The 15,834-nt window shown below is 71.9% G+C and carries 16 protein-coding genes and 1 tRNA gene; 6 read left to right on the top strand and 11 right to left on the bottom strand.

Translation table 11 applies throughout. From position 1 onward, the window contains the following. Position 1 precedes the first annotated feature (1 nt). From SM573_RS13050 to SM573_RS13030, 5 genes are read right to left on the bottom strand one after another with little or no spacing between them, the layout of a single operon-like run. Positions 2–1,513, bottom strand: coding sequence for a peptidoglycan D,D-transpeptidase FtsI family protein (locus SM573_RS13050; protein WP_474616169.1), 1,512 nt, complete (start codon positions 1,511–1,513; stop codon positions 2–4). After that, positions 1,510–3,003, bottom strand: coding sequence for an FtsW/RodA/SpoVE family cell cycle protein (locus SM573_RS13045; RefSeq protein ID WP_474613349.1), 1,494 nt, complete (start codon positions 3,001–3,003; stop codon positions 1,510–1,512). Before SM573_RS13045 ends, SM573_RS13050 begins: the two co-directional genes overlap by 4 nt. 28 nt (positions 3,004–3,031) lie before the next feature. Next, positions 3,032–4,537, bottom strand: a complete 1,506-nt coding sequence (locus SM573_RS13040; RefSeq protein WP_474613350.1) for a PP2C family protein-serine/threonine phosphatase — start codon at positions 4,535–4,537, stop codon at positions 3,032–3,034. After that, positions 4,534–5,019: an FHA domain-containing protein FhaB/FipA gene (locus tag SM573_RS13035; RefSeq protein WP_474613351.1), complete on the bottom strand. Its 486-nt coding sequence runs from the start codon at positions 5,017–5,019 to the stop codon at positions 4,534–4,536. The genes SM573_RS13040 and SM573_RS13035 overlap by 4 nt, the downstream gene beginning before the upstream one ends. Positions 5,020–5,025: 6 nt before the next feature. Beyond that, complete coding sequence (locus SM573_RS13030; RefSeq protein WP_474613352.1) at positions 5,026–5,814, bottom strand: FhaA domain-containing protein; 789 nt, start codon at positions 5,812–5,814, stop codon at positions 5,026–5,028. 207 nt (positions 5,815–6,021) lie between these two features. Between SM573_RS13030 and SM573_RS13025 the strand changes: the two genes are divergently transcribed. The 3 genes from SM573_RS13025 (at position 6,022) to SM573_RS13015 (ending at position 8,160) form a co-directional block, all read left to right on the top strand. Next, positions 6,022–6,107 (top strand) — tRNA-Leu (locus SM573_RS13025). 105 nt (positions 6,108–6,212) lie between these two features. Continuing rightward, positions 6,213–7,286 carry an NAD-dependent epimerase/dehydratase family protein gene (locus tag SM573_RS13020; RefSeq protein WP_474613353.1) on the top strand — a complete coding sequence of 358 codons (1,074 nt, stop codon included), beginning with the start codon at positions 6,213–6,215 and terminating at the stop codon, positions 7,284–7,286. 67 nt (positions 7,287–7,353) lie between these two features. Then, positions 7,354–8,160 (top strand): WecB/TagA/CpsF family glycosyltransferase, encoded by an 807-nt coding sequence (locus SM573_RS13015; RefSeq protein WP_474613354.1) that lies wholly within the window; start codon positions 7,354–7,356, stop codon positions 8,158–8,160. A gap of 74 nt (positions 8,161–8,234) precedes the next feature. Here the strand turns inward: SM573_RS13015 and SM573_RS13010 are convergent, their stop codons facing one another. Next, the gene (locus SM573_RS13010; RefSeq protein ID WP_474613355.1) at positions 8,235–10,109 is read right to left on the bottom strand and encodes a S8 family peptidase; all 1,875 of its coding nucleotides are present in this window, start codon (positions 10,107–10,109) and stop codon (positions 8,235–8,237) included. Positions 10,110–10,324: 215 nt separating this feature from the next. On the opposite strand from SM573_RS13010, the gene SM573_RS13005 reads away from it, so the two are divergent. After that, positions 10,325–10,921 (top strand): hypothetical protein, encoded by a 597-nt coding sequence (locus SM573_RS13005; RefSeq protein WP_474613356.1) that lies wholly within the window; start codon positions 10,325–10,327, stop codon positions 10,919–10,921. Here SM573_RS13005 and SM573_RS13000 read toward each other — a convergent pair. From SM573_RS13000 to SM573_RS12990, 3 genes are all read right to left on the bottom strand, one after another. Then, on the bottom strand, positions 10,892–11,290 hold the full coding sequence (locus SM573_RS13000; RefSeq protein ID WP_474613357.1) for a hypothetical protein: 399 nt from the start codon (positions 11,288–11,290) through the stop codon (positions 10,892–10,894). The two genes, SM573_RS13005 and SM573_RS13000, sit on opposite strands and share 30 nt — an antisense overlap. Before the next feature lie 195 nt (positions 11,291–11,485). Further along, the gene (locus SM573_RS12995) at positions 11,486–11,707 is read right to left on the bottom strand and encodes a DUF397 domain-containing protein (protein WP_474613358.1); all 222 of its coding nucleotides are present in this window, start codon (positions 11,705–11,707) and stop codon (positions 11,486–11,488) included. After that, positions 11,677–12,558, bottom strand: coding sequence for a helix-turn-helix domain-containing protein (locus tag SM573_RS12990; RefSeq protein ID WP_474613359.1), 882 nt, complete (start codon positions 12,556–12,558; stop codon positions 11,677–11,679). The genes SM573_RS12995 and SM573_RS12990 overlap by 31 nt, the downstream gene beginning before the upstream one ends. A gap of 656 nt (positions 12,559–13,214) precedes the next feature. Between SM573_RS12990 and SM573_RS12985 the strand changes: the two genes are divergently transcribed. Next, positions 13,215–13,514, top strand: coding sequence for a hypothetical protein (locus SM573_RS12985; protein WP_474613360.1), 300 nt, complete (start codon positions 13,215–13,217; stop codon positions 13,512–13,514). Positions 13,515–13,614: 100 nt separating this feature from the next. Then, positions 13,615–14,073 carry a hypothetical protein gene (locus SM573_RS12980; protein ID WP_474613361.1) on the top strand — a complete coding sequence of 153 codons (459 nt, stop codon included), beginning with the start codon at positions 13,615–13,617 and terminating at the stop codon, positions 14,071–14,073. Between the two features lie 24 nt (positions 14,074–14,097). On the opposite strand, the gene SM573_RS12975 is transcribed toward SM573_RS12980, so the two are convergent. Together SM573_RS12975 and SM573_RS12970 are read right to left on the bottom strand one after the other, a co-directional pair. Then, positions 14,098–14,901 (bottom strand): PASTA domain-containing protein, encoded by an 804-nt coding sequence (locus SM573_RS12975; RefSeq protein ID WP_474613362.1) that lies wholly within the window; start codon positions 14,899–14,901, stop codon positions 14,098–14,100. 160 nt (positions 14,902–15,061) lie between these two features. Continuing rightward, positions 15,062–15,742 carry a PASTA domain-containing protein gene (locus SM573_RS12970; protein WP_474613363.1) on the bottom strand — a complete coding sequence of 227 codons (681 nt, stop codon included), beginning with the start codon at positions 15,740–15,742 and terminating at the stop codon, positions 15,062–15,064. Between the last annotated feature and the right edge of the window lie 92 nt (positions 15,743–15,834).

The following is a 15,834-nucleotide window of genomic DNA, read 5'->3' as shown; positions in this document are numbered from 1 at the left end:
GTCAGCGGCCCCCGGGGTCGGCGATGGCCGCCTTCATGATCTGACCGGCGATGCGGGCCGCCTCGGCGCTGCCGCCCGGGCCGGCCTGCTCCAGCTCGACGCAGACCGCCGAGACCGGGGTGCCGTTCTTGTCCATGGCGAAGCCGATGAACCACCCGTGGTCGGGACGGTTCGGCGCGGACTGGGCGGTGCCCGTCTTGCCGCCGACCGTGTAGCCGCTGATCCGCGCGTTCCGGCCGGTGCCGTTCTCGTTCTCGACGACGCTGACCATCATCTCGCGCAGGTCGTTCGCGACGGTGCCGCTGATCGGCTGCCGCAGCTCACTCGGCTTGGCAGTGTAGTAGCTGGTGGTGCGGTCCGGGGCGAGCAGCTGCCGCACCAGGTACGGGCGCATCTGCTTGCCCTCGTTGGCGACCGAGGCGGCGATCAGCGCGCCCTGCAACGGCGTCATCCGCACGTCCCGCTGCCCGATCGACGACTGGGCCAGCGCGGCCGGGTCGTCTCCGCCGTCGGCGTTGCGCATGTCGCCGGTCCGGCTGGCCGCCACGGGCAGCCCGTCCTCGCCGAGCTCGCCGACCGTGAGGTCCTCCTGCTCGAACCCGAACTGCCGGGCCTTGGCCTTGATCACGTCGGCTCCGAGCTGCACGCCCAGCTTCGCGAAGCCGGTGTTGCAGGACTCGGTGACCGCCTCCATGAGCGTGACCTGCGACTCGGGGCAGATCGAGGGCGCGGCGTTACGGATCGGCGTGCCGGACGTCGGCGGGGTGTAGCTCGATCCGGCGGAGATCCGGGTGTCCTGGCCGATCCCGTTCTCCAGCGCCGCCGCGGCGACCACGATCTTGAAGGTGGAGCCCGGGGGCAGGGTCTCCGTCAGCGCCCGGTTCTTCAACGGGCCGTCCGGGTCCTGCTCGAGCTGGTTGTACGCGGCCTGGGCCTTCCTGGAATCGTGGCCGACCAGCGGGTTCGGGTCGAAGCTGGGCATCGAGACGAGCGCCTGCACCGCCCCGGTGCGCGGGTCGATGGCGATCGCGGCTCCCCGCTTCACGCCCAGCTCGTTGTTGCGCAGCTGGTCGTACGCGACGTCCTGGGCCCTCTTCGACAGGGTGAGCAGCACGTTGCCGCCGCCGGTCTGGTCGCCCGTGAACATGTCCTTGATTCGGTCACCGATCAACTGGTCGCTGGTGCCGGCCAGGAAGTCGTTCTCGATCCGCTCGATGCCGGTGTCGGCGAGGTTGACCGGCTTGTAGCCGAGGACGTGCGCGTACTTCGGCCCGTCCGGGTAGGTACGCAGGTACTTCAGCTCGCCGGTGGTCTCCTTGCTGGTGGCGAGCGCCCGGCCGCCGGCCTCGATGTTGCCGCGCTTGCGCTCGTACTCGGCGACCTGGACCCGGCCGTTGTAGTCGCTGTTGCGGTACTCGTCCGCCTTGTAGGCCTGGATCCAGTTCAGGTTCGCGAAGAGCAGGCCGAAAAGGATCATGACTACGACACCGGCGCGGCGCAGGGGTGCGTTCACGGCCTGATCACCTCCGTCGGGGCACCGTGCAGCTGCTCCGGCGGGCCGCCGGACGGCTTGACCGCCTTGCCACCCCCACCGGGCACGGGGCGGCGGGCCCCGTCCGAGACGCGGAGCAGGACCGCGATGAGCAGCCAGTTGGCCATCAGTGAGGAGCCACCGGCGGAGAGGAACGGGGTGGTCTGGCCGGTCAGCGGGATGAGCTTGCTGATCCCGCCGACGATCACGAAGACCTGGAGCCCGAGGGTGAACGCCAGACCGCCGGCCAGCAGCTTGCCGAACGAGTCACGGACGGCGAGCGCCGCGCGCAGGCCCCGCTCGACGATCAGCAGGTAGACGACGAGCAGCGCGGAGAGGCCGAAGAGCCCGATCTCCTCGCCGATGCCGGCGAAGATGAAGTCGTTCTGCACCTCGGGCAGCAGGCCGGGCTGGCCGCCACCCGGGCCCGCCCCGAACAGGCCGCCGGTGCCGAGCGCCAGCAGCCCCTGGACCAGCTGGTAACCGTCGTTGTGCGGGTCGGCGAACGGGTCGAGCCAGATCTGCGCCCGCAGGTAGAAGTTCGCGAACGGCCCGCCGACCGTCTCACCGAGGACGTAGGCGAGGTAGGCGCCACCGAAGAAGAGCACGAGACCGATCAGCAGCCAGCTCACCCGTTCGGTGGCGATGTAGAGCGTCACCACGAACATGCCGAAGTAGAGCAGCGAGGTGCCGAGGTCCTTCTCGAAGACCAGGACCAGGAGGCTGATCAGCCACACGACGACCACCGGGCCGAGGTCGCGCCCGCGCGGGAAGTCGATGCCCAGGAACCGGCGGCTCGCCAGCGAGAGCACCTCACGCTTGCGCACCAGGTAGTAGGCGAAGAAGACCAGCAGCGCCAGCTTGGCGAACTCACCGGGCTGGATCGAGAAGGCGTCACCGAACTTGATCCAGAGCTTGGCGCCATTGATCTCCGAGAACCGGCTCGGCAGCACCGCCGGGATCATCACCAGCACGATGCCGGCGAGGCCCAGGGTGTACGCGTACCGGGAGACCGAGCGGTGGTCGCGCATGAGCGCCAGCAGCGCGGCCGCGAGGATCACCGAGACCAGCGTCCAGGCGAGCTGGCGGCCACCGGTGCCGCTGAAGATGCCCAGGGTCTCCCGGTCGACCGCCTCGGCCTCACCGAGGTCGAGCCGGCGCAGGAAGCCGACGCCCAGGCCGTTGAGCAACGCCACCGCCGGCAGCAGGGCCGGGTCGGCGAACGGGGCGAGGAACCGGATGACCAGGTGCAGACCGAGGAACACGGCGCCGAGCGCGGCCGCCGGGATCCAGAAGTCCGGGGTGACCGTGTCGAGCAGGTTCGCCTCGACGGTCGCCGCGTACGCGGCCACCAGCACCATGGCCAGCAGCAGCAGGGAGAGCTCGGCGTTGCGCCGGGACCGGGCCAGGCGTACGCCGGGCTGCTCGCCCGTGGTGGCGGGCGAGGCTGCCGGTGTGGCCGCTGCGGTCACGGAAGGATCCTCGGGGTCGGGCCGACGCTCACTCAGGCGACCGGCAGCCGGCCGGGTCGTGCACCGGCGGAATCGAGTCGGAGGGCGGGGCGTCGGGCGTGCTGGTCGGCTCCGCGCCGGCCGGGCTACCGGTGGCGCTCGCGCTGGCGCTGGCACCGGGGTTGGCGCTGGCGCTGGCCGAGGCGGTCGGGGTGCGGCTGCTGCCGGTCGGCGCGCCGACGGCGGCGCTGCCGGTCGGCACCGGCGAGGTCGGGAGGTCGGACGGCACGGGCGAGGGCGAACCGGTCGTCGCGGCCGGGCTCGTCGGGCAGATCGGCTTCAGGTTCGGGTTGGTCGGGCTGTCGCTCGTCAGCTCGGCCAGCCGCCGCTCGGCGTCCGGCTCGCTCCGGGCGGGGATGCCCTGCTTGACCTGCTCCTGGGCCGCCAGGGTGAGGTCGTCCAGCTCCGCCGGGCTGCGGGAGTGCACGGTGGAGAGGTTGAGGCCCGCAATCTGGCCCTGTATCCCGCGGAACACCGCCACCTGGCCGTCCTCGGTCGCGCCGACGTAGTACTGCCGCTGGGTGTAGCTCCAGCCGCCGAAGAGACCGCCACCCAGGATCACCAGCAGCGCGAGCGCCATGGCGGCGGCCCGCACGGGCCGGTGCCGGCGCCGTTCGGGCTCCTCGTCGTCGTCGGCGGCCGGCTCCTCCGGCGCCGGGGCCCGGGGCGCGGACAGCGCCGACGCCCGGGCTGCCGGGGTGGAGTTGTCGGCCGAGGTCGCCATGCCCCGGTCCCGAGCGGCCGCGCCGCCCACGATCGGCGTCGCCTCGACGATGTCCTGGTCGGTGGCGTCGGCGATGATCACGGTGATGTTGTCCGGACCGCCGCCGCGGAGCGCGAGCTGCACGAGCCGCTCGACGCACTGCTGCGGGTCGGCGTACTCCCGCATCGTCTCCGCGATCGTGTCGGCGCTCACCACGCCGGAGAGCCCGTCACTGCAGATCAGGTAGCGATCGCCGGGGAGCACCTGGCGGACGGAGTACTCCGGGTCGATGTCGCGGCCGTCGAGCGCTCGGGTGAGCAGCGACCGCTGCGGGTGGCTGCTCGCCTCCTCGGCGCTGATCCGACCCTCGTCCACGAGCATCTGGACGTAGGTGTCGTCCTTGGTGATCTGCGCGAACTCACCGTTGCGCAACAGGTACGCGCGGGAGTCGCCGATGTGCACCATGCCGAGCTTGGTGCCGGAGAAGAGCGTCGCGGTCAGCGTGGTGCCCATCCCCTCGAGCTGAGGGTTGGCGTCCACGGTGTCGCGGAGCTGCTGGTTGGCGGTGCCCACGGCCGAACGCAACGCATCGACGAGGGCGTCACCGGGGACGTCCTCGTCGAGTGGCGCCATGGCACCGATGACGATGTTGCTGGCGACGTCACCGGCGGCCATACCGCCCATGCCGTCGGCGACGGCGAGCAGCCGCGGCCCGGCGTAGACGGAGTCCTGGTTACCGTCTCGGATCAGACCGCGGTCGCTGTGGGCCGCGTAGCGCAGGGTCAGAGTCATGGCCGTAATTCGAGGGAAGTGCGGCCGATCCGGATCGGCACGCCGAGGGGGACGGGGGTCGGTCCGGTGACCTTAGCGCGATCCAGATAGGTGCCGTTAGTCGAACCGAGGTCCTCGACGAACCACTGCCCGTCGCGCGGCACGAGCCGGGCGTGTCGCGCCGAGGCGTAGTCGTCGGTGATGACGAGGGTGGAGTCCTCCGCGCGACCGATGGTGATCTGCGCCTCACCCAGCGTGATCCGCGTGCCGGCCAGCTGGCCGGCGGTGACCACCAGCTGGTGCGCCGCCCTGCCCCGCTTCACCTTGGCCGGCTTCGCGGCCTGCCCCATCGAGGCGCCGACCGTCCGGGGCGCGGCGACCAGCCGGCCCGAGCGGGCACCCGCGAAGAGGTCCCGGCGGATGACGCCGACCACCGTGAACACGAAGATCCACAGCAGGATCAGGAACCCGAACCGGGCGACGGTGATGACGAGTTCCGGCAAGACGGATCAGCCGTCCACGCGGAAGGTCAGCGTCGTGGTGCCGAGCTGGATCATGTCCCCGGGGTTGAGGGCGACGGCGGAGACGCGCTGGCCGTTGACCATCGTGCCGTTCGTCGACCCGAGGTCGGTCAGCACGACCTGGCCGCCGTCGAAGTCCAGCCGGGCGTGCCGCCGGGAGATGCCGACGTCGGGCAGCCGGAGGTTGGCCTGGTCGCCGCGGCCGATGACCGTCGAACCCATCTGCAGCGGGTAGGTGCGCCCGTCGCCGGAGACCAGCCGCACGTTGCGCGCGCCGCCGTGGCCGGGCGGGGGGCCGTAGCCGCCACCCTGGTCGTAGGCGGGGTAGGCGGGCGGGCCGGCGTCGTAGCCGGGCGCCGGGACCGGGGCGACGTCGCCACCCGTGTAGACCTCGGCGGTGACCCGGAACATGCCGGTGTCCAGCCCCTCACCGCGCTCGATCTCGACGATGACGTCGCCGTAGACCGTCCAGGCCTGCTCGCCGATGAACTCCGCCTGCGACTGGGCCAGCTCCTGGGCCAGCGCGGCGGCGTACGGCGCCAGGCGACTGTGGTCGTACGGCGAGAGATCGATCACGTAGCGGTTTGGCACCAAGGTGCGCCCACCGGCCAGGATGGCCTTGTGCGCCTCGGCCTCCCGCTGCATGGCGTTGAGGATCTCCACGGGGTGGACCACCCCTTTGAAGACCTTGGCGAAGGCCCCCTCGACCAGGCCTTCCAGACGCTTCTCGAAGCGTTGCAGCACGCTCACCGGCTCCTCCTCGGGTCCCGAGGACATGATGGTATCCGGCCGGCGCGCGCGCAGCTCACACGCCGCTCGGCCGGCCGCTCCCGGCCCATTCGGACGGGCCACTTCCCTCGTGCTACTCTTTCGTCCGCCACGAACGGTGACCGGTCGTGGCGATGACCGGGACAGCGTAATATGTGCCGGGCCCCGCCGGAGACGGCGAGGTCGCGACAGATTACAGTGATCCGGTCGTGCCACGGGGAAGTGGCGGAATGGCAGACGCGCACGGTTCAGGTCCGTGTGCCCGAAAGGGCGTGGGGGTTCAACTCCCCCCTTCCCCACCACCACACGAGGGCTCCGCGAAGCGGGGCCCTCGCGGCATATCGGGGCATGTCGAGCGTCACGCTATGCTCCGATGGATTCTGACTCCGATGAACCAGGAGTGGCGTGTGAGTGTCGCGTTGGTGACCGGATCGGGCGGTCTCATCGGCTCCGAGGCGGTCCGGCACTTCGCCGGCCTCGGTCTCGACGTGGTCGGCATCGACAACGACATGCGGCAACGGTTCTTCGGCGAGGAGGCGTCGACCGCGTGGAACGTGCGGCGGCTGACCGTTGAGCTGGGCGAGGCGTACACGCACCACAGCATCGACATCCGGGACCGGGACGCCCTCGCGGCGGTGTTCCGGCGCTACGGTCCCGACATCGCCGTGGTGATCCACACCGCCGCCCAGCCGTCGCACGACTGGGCCGTACGCGACCCGTACACCGACTTCGACGTCAACGCCGGCGGCACCCTGAACGTGCTCCAGAACGTCCGCGAGCACTGCATCGAGGCGCCGGTCATCCACTGCTCGACCAACAAGGTCTACGGTGACCGGCCCAACAGCCTCCCCTTCGTGGAGCTGGAGACCCGCTGGGAGATCCAGCCCGGGCACCCGTACGAGCAGGGCATCCGCGAGGACATGTCGATCGACTCCAGCCTCCACTCGATCTTCGGCGCCTCGAAGGTCGCCGCGGACGTGATGGTCCAGGAGTACGGCCGCTACTTCGGCATGCGTACGGCCTGCTTCCGGGGCGGCACGCTGACCGGCCCCGCGCACTCGGCGACCGAGCTGCACGGGTTCCTGGGCTACGTGATGCGGGCCAACATGGAGCGCCGGAAGTACCGGATCTACGGCTACCAGGGCAAGCAGGTCCGGGACGCGATCCACAGCTCCGACGTGGTCGCCGCGTTCGAGGCGTTCTTCCGTGACCCGCGCTCGGCGGCGGTCTACAACCTGGGCGGCGGGCGGCACTCCAACATCTCCATGCGGGAGGCCTTCGTCGAGGCCGAGCGGATCACCGGCAAGGAGATGATCTCGGAGTACGTCGAGGAGAACCGCGTCGGCGACCATCGGTGGTGGATCGGGTCGAACGAGGCGTTCCAGACCGATTATCCCGCGTGGAAGCAGGTCTACGACGTCCCCATGATCATGCGCGAGATCTACGAGGCCAACGTCGAGAAGTGGGTGCCGGCGGCATGAGCGAGCTGATCATCGACTCGGACGGCCGCGCTTCCACGGGCGCGCCGAGCGGTCACGGAGCACGGTCGTGAGCTTCCAGCGCAAGCGGAACGTGCTCGGCGTCCTCGTGGACGCCACCGACTACGCCGAGGCCACCGAGCAGGTGGTGGCGGCCGCCCAGGAGCGCCGTCCGCTGGCGCTGACCGCGCTGGCGGTGCACGGCGTGATGACCGGGGTGCTCGACCCCGCCCACAACGCGCGGCTCAACTCGTTCGACGTGGTCACCCCGGACGGGCAGCCGGTGCGCTGGGCGCTCAACCTGCTGCACCGCGCCGGCCTCACCGACCGGGTCTACGGCCCGACGCTGACGCTGCACGTGCTCTCCCGCTTCGCCGACGCGGGGCTCCCGGTCTACCTGTACGGCTCGACCGAGGAGACGCTGTCCCGGTTGATCCCGGCCCTGGAGCAGATGTTCCCGGCGCTCAAGATCGCCGGCGTCGAGGCGTCCAAGTTCCGCGCCGTGCAGCCGGGCGAGGAGGCCGAGATCGCCGACCGGATCCGGGCCAGCGGCGCCCGGCTCGTCCTGGTCGGGCTCGGCTGCCCACGCCAGGAGGTCTTCACGTACGCCATGCGGCCGTTGCTCGACATGCCGCTGATGGCGGTCGGCGCCGCCTTCGACTACCACGCCGGGCTGCTGCGCAAGCCCCCGCGGTGGATGCAGCGGGTCGGCCTGGAGTGGCTCTGGCGCCTCGGCCTGGAGCCGAAGCGACTCTGGCGCCGGTACGTCATCCTCAACCCGGCCTTCCTGGGCCGGCTGCTGGCGCAGAAGGTGGGGCTGTGGAAGGCGACCCCGCCGGCCCCCGCCACCGAACGCCCCGCCACCTTCGCGGTCTGAGCCCGGCGCCCGCTGCGTCGCGCACACGCGAGGGCCCCTCCCGACAGCGGAAGGGGCCCTGCCGTGATCGCTGGTCAGAGGGTCAGGGACCAGGTGTTGAGGTAGCCGGTGTCGCCCGAGTAGACGTCCCGCACCCGCAGCTGCCAGGTGCCGTTCGCCGCCTCGCCGGAGAGGTTCACGGTGTAGGTCGTGTTCACGTTGTCCGCGCCGTCGAAGTAGCTGCTGTTCTTCAGCCGGTACGACGAGCCGTCCGGGGCCACCAGGTCGATCACCAGGTCACCCCGGTAGGTGTGCACGATGTTGACCGGCACCTGCGAGCTCGCCGACGCGTTGCGCCCGCACCCGGAGATCACGATCGAGCTGGACACGGTGGCGCCCGTGTCCGGGATCGCCACGTCGGTGCCGTTGGTGCCGGAGCAGCCGCCGCCCGTGCCCGTGACGGTCAGCGTGTAGGTGGCCGTACGGGTGGCCGAGGCGCCGGTACCGGTGATCGTGACCGGGTACGTCCCGGCCGGCGTGCTCGCCGACGTGGCGATGGTGAGGGTCGACGAGCCGCCCGAGGTCACGGTGGACGGGCTGAACGACGCCGTCGCCCCGGCCGGCAGGCCGCTGGCGGAGAGGCTGACCGACTGGGCGGAGCCGTTGGTGGTCGCCGTGGTCACCGTCGCCGTCACCGAGCCACCCGCGGCGGTGGAGCCGGAGGTCGGCGACACCGAGACGGAGAAGTCGTTGGTCGGCGGCGGGGTGGAGCCGTTCACCACGTAGAGCAGCCGGTTCGGGGTGCCGGTGCCCAGGTTGGTCAGCACGTTCGGGGTGGCGTCGTTCACCAGGCTGTCCCGGACCTGCTGCGGGGTCCAGGTGGGGTTGGCCGACAGCACGAGCGCCGCCGCGCCGGCGACGTGCGGCGACGCCATGGAGGTGCCGCTGATCGTGTTCGTCGCCGTGTTGTTCGTGTACCAGGCCGAGGTGATGTTCACGCCCGGGGCGAGGATGTCGACGCAGGTGCCGTAGTTGGAGAAGCTCGCCGCCGCGTCGTTGTTCTGGGTCGCGCCGACGGTGATCGCCGGGCCGACCCGGGCCGGCGAGTAGTTACAGGCGTTCTGGCGGTTGCCGAAGATGTCGCCGTTGCCGGCCGCGACCGCGTACGTGATGCCGGAGTTGATCGAGTTGGTGACCGCCGTGTCGATCGCGCTGTTGGCCGAGCCGCCGAGGCTCATGTTCGCGACCGCCGGCTTGACGGCGTTCGCGGTCACCCAGTCGATACCGGCGACGACCTGGGCGTTGGTGCCGCTGCCCTGGCAGTTGAGCACCCGGACGCCGACGATCTGAACGCCCTTGGCGACGCCGAAGTCGGTGCCGCCGACCGTGCCGGCGACGTGGGTGCCGTGGCCGTTGCAGTCGTCCGCGGAGCCGCCGTCCACGGCGTCGAAACCGGAGACGGCGCGGGTCCCGAACTCCTCGTGCGTGAACCGCACCCCCGTGTCGATGATGTAGGCGCGGACGTTGGACGCGGTGTTCGGGTAGGTGTAGGAGCTGTTCAGGGGCAGGTTCCGCTGGTCGATCCGATCCAGCCCCCAGGACGGCGGGTTGGGCTGGGTGTCGGCGATCGAGACCGTGTGGTTCTGCTCGACGTACGCCACGGCGGGGTCGGCGGCGATCCGCGCGGCGGCCTTCGCGTCGACCCGTACCTCGAAGCCGCGCAGCGCGGCGCCGTAGGTGCGGGCCACGGCTCCGCCGTGCCGCCCCACCAGGCGCTGGGCGTTGTCACCGACGGCGTTGCGGCTGACCGCGGTGTCCTTGAAGACGACGATGTAGCTGTCGGCCACGGCGGTGTCCCCGCCGGCGGCGCGGATCACCCCGGTCGGCTCGGCGGCGAGTGCGGGCGTGGCGGCGGCCAGCATGGTCAGTGTGGCCACCCCGACGAGTACGGACCTGTGGGCAAGACCCATCTCTCTCCCTCCCTCCGACCGGCAGCCGCCCGACGGGAGTGCCGTCCAGATCGACGGCCGCCGATCCAACCGAGAGTAGATCAAGACTGGGAGTCATTGAAACATGTCGAATCTTTCATAACGCGGCAGGGATGACCCCCTACGGGACCTGGTCCGGGGCGAACGGGGGGCGCTCCCGGATTCGCCGACAGCGACAACGGGCAAGGCTGTCCAGCATGGAGAGCCATCTCGCCGTCCTGCTGCCGATCGCCGCGGTGTGGCTGGCCGCCGCTCTCGTCGCGGACGGGCTGCCCCGGCTGGATCACGCCCGTGCCCTGCGCCGACGCGCCGGATGGCTGCTCGGGCTGACCGTGACGGGTCTCGCGCTGACCGCGGCGGTGCTCACGGCCGGGCTGCTCAGCGCCGGGGACGCCGCAGCGGACCGGGCGGCCGCCGCACTCGACGTCGTCGCCGTCCCGGCGCTGGTGGTCGCCGTCTGCACCGTGCGCCGGGTGCGCCGGTTGTGGGCCGGGGCGGGCGCGTTCGGGGCGGCGCCGGGTACCCCCGCGCCGCACGGCCTGCGGGCCGCGGCGGCACATCCGTTGATCGGGCTGCCGCTGCAGGTCACCGGCCTCCTGGCGGTGCCGGCGCTGGTCGCGGCGAGCGGCAGTGACCAGCTCACCGCGCCGGGCGTCACCGGGCCGGCGATCACCGTGGGCGCACTCGGGATCCTGGTCGTCGGGATCCGGCACGCGCTCCGGCACAACCGGCTCGCGGAGCGGGCCCGGCCGCCGGAGCCGGCCTCAGCGCCGACCCGTGCCCTGCACGTATAGCAGCTCCAGGATCGCGCGGGTCGCCTCGAACCAGCGGTCCAGCCAGCCGGGCGGCGGCACGCTGCCCTTCGGCGGCAACTCGAGCAGCAGGCCCCGCAGTAACGGGTGGTCGGCCAGCGATTCGCCGGGCTCCGTCGACCAGCCGGTCGGCGGGAACGACGGCTCGGTGAGCGGGTTCGGGTCCAGCGAGGGCAACGTGATCGGAGAGCCCGACTGCTCGGGCGCGGACGACTCCCGCCCGGACACCTCGGCGTCGGTCGAGACCACCTCGGTCAGGACGGTGTCCCGGCGCGCCCCACGGTACTTGCCACCGAACCGCTCGGGCTTGCCCGGCCCGTTGGTGAGGTTCTCTGACCCGATCGTCGTCATGCGTCTCGCCTGCCTCGCTCGGTTGCCGATCCCCCGTGGCCGGTTGTCGACCGGCGCCGTACCGACGGGTACAACGAGGCGGGGCGGATGTGGCGACGGGATTCCCGGCGGATCCTCACGCCCCCCGCGCGAAGGCGGGCTCCCGCCCGGTGCTGCCCGGACGAGAGCCCGCCCCCGTCACCTCCGCCCGGTGGTTCAGGCGGGACCGAAAGCGCCGTTCCTGGTGCCGACCACGAAGGCGCGCCAGTCAGCCGGGCCGAAGACCAGGGCCGGCCCGGCCTTGTCCTTCGAGTCCCGAACACCGACCGCTCCGGTCACGTACGCCACCTCCACGCAGTTGTCACAGTTCGGCCCGCTCTTCGAGCTCTTGAACCACGTTGCCTGCGTCAGGTCCACGGAGAACCCCTTGGTCGCCATTTCCACAACGGCTCCTCTGCCAGTTTCGCGATGTGTGCGATGGACTCCTCGGGACGGATGGCGGCCGCTCGAATGTGATCGAAGATGAAGCTGTACTTCTGCAGTTCGTCGCTCTTCTCCAGGAAGAGCCCACCCGTGGCGTTCTCCGCGTACACGACATCCGGATCACCGGGCTCGGGGAAGCTGAGGATCGTGAACGTGCCGTCCATGCCGGCGTGCGCCCCCACCTCGAAGGGCAGGATCTGCAACGTCACGTTCGGCAGTTCGGCAACCTCGACCAGCCTTCTCAACTGGTTCCGCATGACCTCGTCCCCGCCCACCGGACGGCTCACTACCGCCTCATCGAGCACCACCCACAGATCGACCGGATCGTCCTGAGTCAGCAACGACTGTCGACCGAGGCGGACACGGACACGTTGTGCGACCTGATCCGGCGTGAAGTCCGGCCGCGCGGCCCGGATCATGGCGCTCGCGTACTCCTCGGTCTCCAGCAGACCCGGCACGACCTGCTGTTCGTACGCCCGGATCGAGCTGGCGGCGGCCTCCAGCCCGACGTACGCACCGACCAGGACCGTGCTGTAGGGGTGCCACCAGCCCTTCTGTCGGGCCTCCCGGGCGATCTGGACCAGCTCGTCGCTCTCCGCGCCCACCACCCCGTAGATGCGCAGCATGTCCCGCACGTCGCGCGGGGTGGCCGAGGTGTGCCCGGTCTCGATGCGGGAGATCTTGGATGCCGAGCACTCCAACTGCTCGGCGACCGCCTCGATGGTGATCCCGGCGGCCTCGCGCTGACGCCGCAGTTCCGCGCCCAGCCGCCGGCGCCGGATCGTGGGGCTGCGCCGTTCACTCACCGGGCCACCCCCGGGTGCCCGCGCGCCGGCACTCGTCGCCCGCCCGGGGGTCTCACCCCGGGATGCTGGCTGCTCGCCCCCACCGCCCCGTACCTCCGTCGACGCGCCGACTCCTCGGCCGCCCACCGAGGCGCGACGCTCGGACGGCGGACGTTCGCGGCTGGTGTGGTGCCGGTCGTCGGCCGGCCGCGGCGGGCGAAACCGGCCCTCAGTGTGCCGTTTGGACGCCGACGGCTTCAAGCGCCGGTTTGCGTGGCGCGCTCACGTATCGGCAAAAGTCGACGTGCAACTTGCATGAAGCACGCCGCTGGTGCACTCTGTCCGTATGGCACGGGTTACTCACCGTCTCCACCCGCTACCCGAAGGTGATCATGCCAGCCGGGGCGGGGGGTCAGGCGGCGGGGCCCGGCCGGCGACACAGAGACCTGCCCCGGGGTAAGGACCCCGCCGCTGCATGCCAGCCGGCTGCGGCGGTGGGCGCGGTTCCCGGAGCAGCCGGGTGATGGTCGGGTGGCGGCGCGCCACAGCGGGTACGGCCCGACCACCACCACCCGCACCACCATCGGTTCACAGAGGCACGACCTTCACCGAACCGTAGAAAGTCCCCCCGACGAGACTCGCCGGCGCCAGCCGGCCGACCTCCTTCAGGAGCCCATGTGCTTCCCCGCTCCGGTGACGTACTGCACGTGACTCGCGCGGCGAGTGTCCAGTTCCTCCAGCCCATCAAGTTCCGGGTGATCCGGGTGCTCGACTGGCCGACCTACGACGGTTGGCTCTGGCTCGACGGCTACGAGTTGAACGCGGCGGGGGACGCGGTCAACCGGCGGTCGATCTTCGTCCAGCGGCAGGGGTTGCAGCAGCTGCCGCAGCAGCAGCACCGGCCGGCGCCGCAGCAGCGGCCGCACACCGTGCGGCAGCGCAGGCCGGTCTCCCGTACGCCCGTCCGGGTCGGCTGACACCGACGAAACCGCAGATCGTGGGCGTGTCTCGCATTAGACTCAAGGCACGCCCACCCCGGCATGTTCCACCCCGCGCGTCCAGGACCCTGAACCTGGGATGGCCATGCTCAATCTGCCCGCCGCGCGGCGGCACCACCGCTCCCGTATCGCCTACGCCTTCGGACTCCTGGCGCTTCTCGGCGCGGCGACCACGCTCGTGGTCGTCGTCCGCGACCCCGTCCTCTCCGCGACCGAGCTGCCGGAACCGGTGCCGGCACCCGAGATCACGGTGATCGGCGAGGAAGCCCGACCCGACACCGACGACGAGCCCGGCTGGGACGGCGCGGGCGTCGACGACCCGACAAGTGACGCGCACGCGGGCGCCGGTGACGCGACCGGCGGTGACGGCACCGCGAGCGGCTCCGGCGCGGGAGCCCTACCCGGGCCGGGGGACGGGCCCGCCGGGCCGCACTCACCGGAGGACATCCGCCGCTCGCTCTTCTGGTCCGGGGTCCTCGGGTTGACCATCTCGCTGGCCGGGCTCGGTCTCGTCGGCACGAGACGACGAATGTGGTGACCGGTCCGGCCTCGACCCGGCCGATCAGCGCGTGGCCGTGACCGTGGGGGTGGCCGTGAGGCGCGACGGCGGCGAGTCGGTCGGCGACGAGGTGGGACCCTCGGAGACCAGGAGCACCACCTCGTCGTCCTCGGTGACCAGCTCGCCCGCCGCCGGGTCGGTGCCGATCACCCGCCCGGACGGCAGCTCCGACGGGCGAAACTCCACCCGGTGGTCGACCCCGAGCTGATCCAGGAGGGCCTCGGCCGTCGCCTGCGGCAGGCCGGTCAGCGGCGGCAGTGGCACCCCCGTCGGCTCCGCCGAGGTCGGGGGCGTGCCACTGGGCGACTCGGTCGTCGGCTCCGCCGACGTCGGGCTGGCGCTGGTCGGCACGGCGGTGGTGGCCGACGGAGACAGGGTGGGTTCCGGCCCCGGACGATCGTCCTCGGCGTTGCCGACCAGCCACAGCGCCACACCGAGCAGCGCCACCAGGAGCAGCGCCAGGACACCCCAGAGGATCGGCAGCCACCACCGGCGAGCGCCCTGGTCCTCGGCGTACCACTCGGCGGACGGCTCCCGGTAGTCGGCCGGCCGGGGCGGTGGCACCTCCGCCCGGCCGGACCAGGGCGCCGCGCGCTCCGGCGGCAACGGAGCGGTCGCGTCGGCGGGCCGCCCCAGCGGTGCCGTGGCATCGGGCTCCGGACGGCCGGAAGCGCTCGACCCGCTGCCCTCGACAGGGCCGGACAACCGCTGGGTCCGGTCGCCCGTGTCGTCGGCGGAGCGCGGAAGGGGCCGGGTCTCGTCGCCGTCGTGATTCCCGGCGGGCGGCTCCTGGCGGTCGTCGCTCATGGCACGTCCTTCCCGAGCCGGGCGGGCTCCTGGCCCTCTGACCGCCAACCTAGCGGGCCGCGCAACCATCGGCCCGGATCGACCTGCCGACCCGCGTGAACCGACCCGTACCCGACATCCGGGGTCGACGACCGCGGCGGTCAGACCCCGGGCGGAGCGGTCACCACGGGGCGGTCGTCGGGCCGTTCGGCTCCTCCGACCCGCACCAGATCCGGACCTCGTCGTTCCAGCGTGCCGGGCTGCCCTCCGTCGGCTCCTGCCGGCTCACGCTGCCACGCTTCCCGCTCTGGTACTGGGGATAGAAGCCCTCCTCCACCAGCTCCTCCGCCGCCTCGGCGCAGTCGTCGCCCACGACGTCCGGCACCTCGGCCTCCGGTGGCGGTCCGCTGACGAAGAGCGTCACCGTCGTCCCGCGCCGCACCTCCGCGCCGACGGTGGGCTCGGTCCGCTGCACCGTACGGCCGGTACCGGTGCCGAACACCAACCGCCAGCCCAGCCGGCGGTCGCGCAGCTCGTCGCGCGCGTCGGTGAAGTCCGCGCCGACCACCGGGGGGACGGTCAGCCCCGAGCCGGTCGAGGCCGAGGTGCGGGGGGCGGAGGGTGTGGTCCGGCCGGGGGCCGGTCGGTGGGTCGGCGCTTCGCTCCGCGTGCCGGTCGCGCTCCCCGCCGCGACCGGGGTCGCTGGAGGTGGGCCTGCCTCGCCGGCCAGCAGCCAGCCGCCGGTCGCGCCGAGCGCGGCGAGCAGCACGGTGGCCAGCCCGCCGCCCAGCACCAGCGGGAGCCGGCTCCGTCCACCCGCACCGCCGTCGGTGAGGTGCCCGCCAGCGTTCCCGTCCGTCATGCCGCCACCACCTCGTTCACCGGGACCGTACCGCTCCCGGCCAGGTCACCACCGTCACCGTCCTGCCGGGACGGTCGTCGACGGCTCGCCGC

The organism is Micromonospora xinjiangensis, from assembly GCF_056150165.1.
The sequence above is the reverse complement of the archived record's forward strand: the minus strand, read 5'-3'. Positions and strand labels throughout refer to the sequence as shown.

Coding starts and splice junctions, on each gene's coding strand:
- SM573_RS12995 (WP_474613358.1), bottom strand. CDS start 11,707: ATGGCGACCAAGGGGTTCTCCGTGGACCTGACGCAGGCAACGTGGTTC.
- SM573_RS13005 (WP_474613356.1), top strand. CDS start 10,325: ATGGAGAGCCATCTCGCCGTCCTGCTGCCGATCGCCGCGGTGTGGCTG.
- SM573_RS12975 (WP_474613362.1), bottom strand. CDS start 14,901: ATGAGCGACGACCGCCAGGAGCCGCCCGCCGGGAATCACGACGGCGAC.
- SM573_RS12970 (WP_474613363.1), bottom strand. CDS start 15,742: ATGACGGACGGGAACGCTGGCGGGCACCTCACCGACGGCGGTGCGGGT.
- SM573_RS13000 (WP_474613357.1), bottom strand. CDS start 11,290: ATGACGACGATCGGGTCAGAGAACCTCACCAACGGGCCGGGCAAGCCC.
- SM573_RS13030 (WP_474613352.1), bottom strand. CDS start 5,814: ATGTCCTCGGGACCCGAGGAGGAGCCGGTGAGCGTGCTGCAACGCTTC.
- SM573_RS12980 (WP_474613361.1), top strand. CDS start 13,615: ATGGCCATGCTCAATCTGCCCGCCGCGCGGCGGCACCACCGCTCCCGT.
- SM573_RS13040 (WP_474613350.1), bottom strand. CDS start 4,537: ATGACTCTGACCCTGCGCTACGCGGCCCACAGCGACCGCGGTCTGATC.
- SM573_RS13010 (WP_474613355.1), bottom strand. CDS start 10,109: ATGGGTCTTGCCCACAGGTCCGTACTCGTCGGGGTGGCCACACTGACC.